This window comes from Leptolyngbya cf. ectocarpi LEGE 11479 (genome assembly GCF_015207065.1).
In the GTDB taxonomy this organism is placed as follows: domain Bacteria; phylum Cyanobacteriota; class Cyanobacteriia; order Phormidesmidales; family Phormidesmidaceae; genus Leptothoe; species Leptothoe ectocarpi.
In genome coordinates this window covers 23,945-29,944 of the sequence record NZ_JADEXP010000033.1, presented here as the reverse complement: position 1 = coordinate 29,944, position 6,000 = coordinate 23,945, and the positions used below count along the sequence as shown (strand labels likewise).

General features: G+C 47.7%; 6 protein-coding genes and 1 pseudogene. 5 read left to right on the top strand and 2 right to left on the bottom strand.

What is annotated here, in order from left to right; translation table 11 throughout:
* The first annotated feature begins 633 nt into the window (after positions 1-633).
* Positions 634-1,992, top strand: coding sequence for a cation:proton antiporter (locus tag IQ260_RS06200; protein ID WP_228015629.1), 1,359 nt, complete (start codon positions 634-636; stop codon positions 1,990-1,992).
* Positions 1,993-2,334: 342 nt separating this feature from the next.
* Here IQ260_RS06200 and IQ260_RS06195 read toward each other — a convergent pair whose 3' ends face one another.
* Positions 2,335-3,063, bottom strand: coding sequence for an LrgB family protein (locus IQ260_RS06195; RefSeq protein WP_193991855.1), 729 nt, complete (start codon positions 3,061-3,063; stop codon positions 2,335-2,337).
* Positions 3,056-3,424: a CidA/LrgA family protein gene (locus tag IQ260_RS06190; protein ID WP_193991853.1), complete on the bottom strand. Its 369-nt coding sequence runs from the start codon at positions 3,422-3,424 to the stop codon at positions 3,056-3,058. The genes IQ260_RS06195 and IQ260_RS06190 overlap by 8 nt, the downstream gene beginning before the upstream one ends.
* Positions 3,425-3,721: 297 nt before the next feature.
* Between IQ260_RS06190 and IQ260_RS06185 the strand changes: the two genes are divergently transcribed.
* From IQ260_RS06185 to IQ260_RS06175, 4 genes and pseudogenes are all read left to right on the top strand, one after another.
* Positions 3,722-4,531: a toll/interleukin-1 receptor domain-containing protein gene (locus IQ260_RS06185; protein ID WP_228015627.1), complete on the top strand. Its 810-nt coding sequence runs from the start codon at positions 3,722-3,724 to the stop codon at positions 4,529-4,531.
* Entirely contained in the window at positions 4,446-4,805 is a 360-nt protein-coding gene (locus tag IQ260_RS30885; protein ID WP_228015625.1) for a toll/interleukin-1 receptor domain-containing protein, read from the top strand. The genes IQ260_RS06185 and IQ260_RS30885 overlap by 86 nt, the downstream gene beginning before the upstream one ends.
* Complete coding sequence (locus tag IQ260_RS31635; protein WP_322744906.1) at positions 4,799-5,254, top strand: WD40 repeat domain-containing protein; 456 nt, start codon at positions 4,799-4,801, stop codon at positions 5,252-5,254. The genes IQ260_RS30885 and IQ260_RS31635 overlap by 7 nt, the downstream gene beginning before the upstream one ends.
* Before the next feature lie 229 nt (positions 5,255-5,483).
* Positions 5,484-5,615, top strand: a pseudogene (locus IQ260_RS06175) (CHAT domain-containing protein); the annotation flags it as partial.
* Between the last annotated feature and the right edge of the window lie 385 nt (positions 5,616-6,000).

Below are 6,000 nucleotides of genomic sequence, written 5' to 3'. Positions count from 1 at the left end.
GCCCGCAGCGCCGACTTTAGCAAACTATTTTTTGCCAACCGTAAATCATGGGGGCGGTTTTCTAGATCCCGAATCGGCTCATAATCCTGCAGATACCAAGCCTTTAGCGCAATAATCGCCATGCCACGTGCCTTGCCTCAAAATTTCAAGTAGTCCAGGTTTAACTAGCACATTTGTATTATGGCCAATTTTGCCAGCAAACCGCTCAGATAATTTTGAAATTAACATTCACAAGGGTCCACTCCAAGCTTTCACGCAAAAAATCGTGTAACTGACCGATACGTCCTGATGTATCTCGATACGTAATCCGTTCGCAATCTCTTCGAGGACACCCGCTCAAATGCACGCATGGCCAGACAGCACCCACGCTAGTCCAAAAGAGAGACTCAGATTTATTTCTTAGGATAGATAGACATAAAGGTTCTTTTAGTTGGATCCTTTATTTATAAGCAAAACTTATTGAATAGGTAAAGAAGACTGCTAAGAAAGTGATTAACCGTAGGAAGTTTTTATGGTTTGATAATAATCAATGGATAAAAAAAATCTCATAGATTCATGTCTATGAGTGCCGCTCTCATTTAAGAATTCTCTATGTTGTTAGATAACGCTATAAGCTGGCTGGACACAGCCTTGATGGATCAGCTATCTGCCCCAGGCCTACTGGCAACCACACCTGAAGCCGATTATGGCTCGTGGGTGCTGGCAGGTGTATTACTGAGTTTGATTGTTGTTTACCTGGCTAGCAAGCTGGGAGGTGAACTCTCCAAACGGCTGAATTTACCCCCTGTCTTAGGCGAGTTGGTGGGCGGTGTTATCGTCGGTATTTCGGCGCTGCACCTGCTGATGTTTCCCGAAAACAGTGCTGCTGCGACTGACTCGGTGATCATGACCGGGCTGCAGTGGCTGGGAAATTTGGACTCAGAAGCCATGATCCATATTTTCCAAAGCCAAAGCGAAGTGATCTCGGTTCTAGCAGAGCTGGGGGTAATCGTACTGCTGTTCGAAATTGGCTTGGAGTCAGACTTGCGGGAGTTAACCAAGGTCGGCTATCAAGCAGCGATTGTCGCTGTCGTTGGTGTCGCTGCTCCTTTTATTTTGGGTACCGTCGGCTTAGTTACTTTGTTTCATGTGCCGGTCATCCCTGCAGTTTTTGCCGGTGCAGCCCTAACGGCCACCAGTATTGGCATCACCTCCAAGGTGCTGTCTGAACTCGGTCATCTCAAATCCACTGAAGGACAAATCATTGTTGGCGCCGCTGTCATTGACGATGTCCTCGGCATTATCATCCTGGCCGTAGTAGCAAGTTTGGCAAAAACAGGCGATGTTGACCTGCTCAACGTAGTCTATTTAATCGTCAGCGCTAGTGGCTTTCTGTTGGGGTCGGTGCTACTGGGTAAATTCTTTAACAAAAGCTTTGTCGCCATTGCCGATAAGTTGCAAACCCGTGGCGCTTTGTTGATTCCAGCCTTTACCTTTGCCCTAGTCATGGCCTTCCTTGCCAATGTGATTCATCTAGAGGCGATTCTGGGTGCCTTTGCAGCTGGCCTGGTGTTAGATGAAACCGACAAGCGTAAGGAACTCGACCAGCAAGTAATGCCCATTGCCGATATCCTGGTGCCGATTTTCTTTGTCACTGTAGGTGCCAAGGCAGACCTGAGTGTATTGAACCCTGCCATCGCTGAAAATCGCGCCGGGCTAGTCATCGCTACATTCCTGATTGCCGTTGCCATTATCGGAAAAGTCGTCACTGGCTGGGCCGTCTTTGGACAAGAGGGCGTCAATCGTTTGGCCATTGGTATTGGCATGATTCCACGGGGAGAAGTAGGCCTAGTCTTTGCTGGGATCGGCACCGCCAGCGGTGTGCTAGATAAACCGTTGGAAGCGGCCATCATTGTCATGGTCATCCTGACCACATTTGTGGCTCCTCCCTTATTGCAATGGTCTTTGAAAGACCAGGCAGAGGCTACACCGGAAGAAGCACCTGTTGGCTAGGGGCAGACAAAACAGGATAGCGCTAGTGCACGCGTCTCTAAATGGTTATCAAAGGAAAATGAAATGCATCCCCTCTAACAAAACAGGAATTATCGCGTTACAATTGTTTACATAAAGCCAAATCAGTCATCACACCTTGATTTGAATCTGCTTTAATCTACAACGCTTTTACAAACGACTGCTCGAATAAAACTAGGAGATAACATCATGTTTGGTATGTTTTTGGGTGTCATTATTGTTGGTTGGTTAGCAACTGTTATGCTCAGCTCCCAAACCTATTCTTTCGACGATTAGTGGGTCCGCTCAACAGATACATTGAAATAGCATTCAGGGGGTATTCTGCTAAAGGATACCCCCTTTGCTTAGGAGCCAAGGAATAACAAGGGCGCTAGCCAATGCCGATAGGGCCATGGCCAAACCCGAAAAGGCTCCCATCTCGGCACTGACTTGAAAAGAACGGGCGGTGCCAAGACCGTGGGCGCTCACCCCGATGGCAATACCCTTAACACTGTCGTCTTGAATACGCATCACGTGCAAAAGCTTTGGCCCTAAGGTGGCCCCCAGGATACCGGTGAGAACCACCACAGCGGCGGTCAGAGTGGGCAGCCCCCCTATTTGTTTCGATATCCCCATGGCCACGGGCGCTGTTACCGATTTGGGTGCTAATGAGATTTGGGTTTGGACGCTGGCCCCGAGAAACCGGGCAATCCATACAACACTCAAGGCATTGATGGTCACACCGGTCATGAGGGCCAGCATGATGGGCAGCCAGAGTTTTTTTAGTTTAGAAACCTGTTGGTACAGAGGAATCGCTAAGGCAACTGTTGCCGGACCTAGGAGGAAGTGTATAAACTGCCCTCCGGCAAAATAGGTGTCATAGGATGTGTCTGTCAGCAACAGAAAACCAATCAGCGCTGCTACCGATGTGACGACAGGGTTGAGCAGCGGATGATGTCGGGAATAGACATAGAGCCTGTGGGCAATATTGTAGGCCACTAGGGTGAGGGTTAACGCCAGCAAAGGAGACGCCGATAGATAGACCCAAATGGCGGCTAAATCGGGATTATCCATTAGTTTTTACCCCTCTGGTGAAATAACGAGTGGCCAGCTGCATGGTGATAGCAGTGGTTGCGATCGCAACCCCGGTACTCAGCACTAAGGCCGTACCAATGGCAACCCACTCTTGGGCAATCCGCTCAAAGTGAACCATCAGCCCCACCCCCGCCGGCACAAACAGCAACGACAGATGACTCAACAGCGTCGTTCCCGCCGCATCTAAGGCCGCCGTTGAGCGCCCCCGTAACAAAAGGGTGAGAAACAGCAATACCATACCGACCACGGGACCGGGTATCGGTATCGGCAACATTAAAACACTGACCTCGCCAACTAACTCATAAAGCAAAAGCCAGGTGATACCGTTTAGAAAATTCATAGTAGGAGAGTAGTGTCGCGATCTCACCAATTATCGCGGGTGCCTCCCTTAAATAACAATCTTGTTTTCGGGCTTAGGTGAAACGGTTGATCGTGTCGAATATGGATCACCACTAGGTGTGATGTTACACGAGACAATGGGTAACTGCCTCAGCTAACCTGAAATTGAAGACCGTTACGAAATTCAAAAAATAGGCTCGATTTCGAAGTTTGACTTCATAATTTTAAATGTTTTCCAATACCAGTTTTAATTTTGGCGACCTACGCCTGATTTTTACCTTAGTGCCGCCATTGCCCTATGCCTCACTACCACGATGTTTTTATTTCCTATGGTCGGGCAGATAGCAAAGCCTTTGTTGAGACACTAAGGGATCATCTAGTCGCCCAGGGACTCAAGGTGTGGTTTGACTTTGAAGATATTCCCCTGGGGGTGGACTATCAAAAGCAAATCGATACGGGCATTGACCAGGCGGATAACTTTCTGTTTATTATTTCACCCCATGCGGTCAATTCTCCCTACTGTCGATTAGAGATCGAGCGAGCGCTACTGCGGCATAAGCAAATTATTCCTCTGTTGCATGTGGAGGAAATTAGTCGGGACATCTGGCAACAACGAAATCCCCAGGGGACTGATCAGGCATGGGAGGCCTATGTAGCCGCTGGCAAACAGTCTAGTTTTGCTAATATGCATCCTGCGATCGCAAAAATAAACTGGATTTACAGTCGCGCAGGCAGCGATGATCTAGCCCAGGTTCTGCAAGGGTTATTCACCATTTTCCAAAGCCAGCAATCCTATGCACATCGCCACACCGTTTTACTAAACCAGGCCCTGTGGTGGCAGCAGCATCAAAAACAATCCCGCTATTTACTCGTCGGTGAACATCGCCAAACTGCGGAAGCCTGGCTCACCACTCAGTTTAAAGATGAACAACCTCCCTGTCTTCCCACCGATTTACATTGTAAGTTTATTACCGAGAGCACCAAAAACGCTAATAACCTGATGACCCAGGTGTACTTGGCCCATGCTGAAGCAGATAAGCCCTTTCGAGAACAGCTGCGAGTCCACCTATTGCCAGCGGGAGATCGCCTATGCTCAGCTGCTCAATAAGCGGATTATCCCGCTACTGATAAAACCAGTAGATTTACAACAGCTGCCGCCTTGCCAGCGAACGCTACAGTTTATTAACTTTTCTGATAATACTACATCGAAGCAGGATGAGGACGACATTGCTAAACTGCTAAAGATTTTGCGCCATGGGGCTGACTACCACAACGAGCACAAGCGGCTACTCACCCAAGCACTCAAGTGGAAACGACAGTATCGGAATCCTAGCATTTTGTTGCGGGGGTACAACCTACGCCATAACGCAGTTTTATTTTAGATGATGGTGATCGGGCCTGGAATCGGGCCGTAGAATTTAGCCCCAATGGTCAAATCATAGCAGTGGCCGGTTATGACAAGACCATTCGCCTTTGGAATCTGCAGGGTACATTGATGAAAACCCTGACTGGCCATGGCAGCTGGGTATATGGCATTAACTTTAGCCCCGATGGCAAACTGCTGGCATCGGCCAGTGGAGATAAGACCATCAAACTTTGGCAATTAGATGGGAGCTTATTGTTAACTCTAGTGGGCCACAATGACTGGGTATTTAATGTCGCGTTTCATCCGAACAATCGCCAAATAGCCTCAGCGAGTGCGGATGGAAAAGTTATGCTTTGGACGCTGCAGCTGGAACTCAAGAAACTGATGCGCCATGGCTGTGATTGGGCTGGCCTTTATTTACACAACAATATAGAAGTAAATGACAATGATCGAAAACTCTGCTAAGGGCAAAAGTAGGGCATATTTTTAGGATTTTATAAAATCCTTCTTCCTTAGCTCAATACTGAAGATATAAGCTTTGCAACCTGAATAAGCCTGAATTTAAACCTGATCTTCCCTAATTGGTAGTCCCTATGATTTCTCTCTCAACGCGACCGTGGTTAGCAGGAGATACATTAGTTCATCATGGGCTGACGTTTCGTCCTATTACTGATTGTGATCAACCGAGTTCTATAAGGCCTTGGCCCAACCGAGCACGACTAAAGCTGAGGCCTTTCGCCAGGCCCAATTAGCCCTGATGCAAGACCCACAGTTAGCATCTCCCTATTTCTGGAGTCCTTTTGTCCTTGTGGGTAACTGGTTATGAAGAGTCTGCTAGATACTGGTGAGAACAGCCACGGAGAAACTTTGGAGAAACTTTAAAAGTACAACACCCAACTGCCTCCCTGAAGAACATCCTTTCTTTTAGTTCGCTATGACTTGGAGATACGTCTTGCTGTTGTGTAACGGCCCTTTGAGCATATTACATAACAACGTCAGCATGGCTCCCAATTTAACAGCGATAGGATGTATCAGCTTGACCGATTGGGTGTTGATCTAAACGAGACAGACTACTATGCAACAGCTTTACCTCTTTTGTCGTTTTTCTCTAGCTGTTTAATCTGCCAGGGAAGCGATGTGATTCGCTCCAACTTCAATATAGATCATTGGGGTAACGCGTTGAGGTTTGTAGACCAAAGTTTACGATCTTA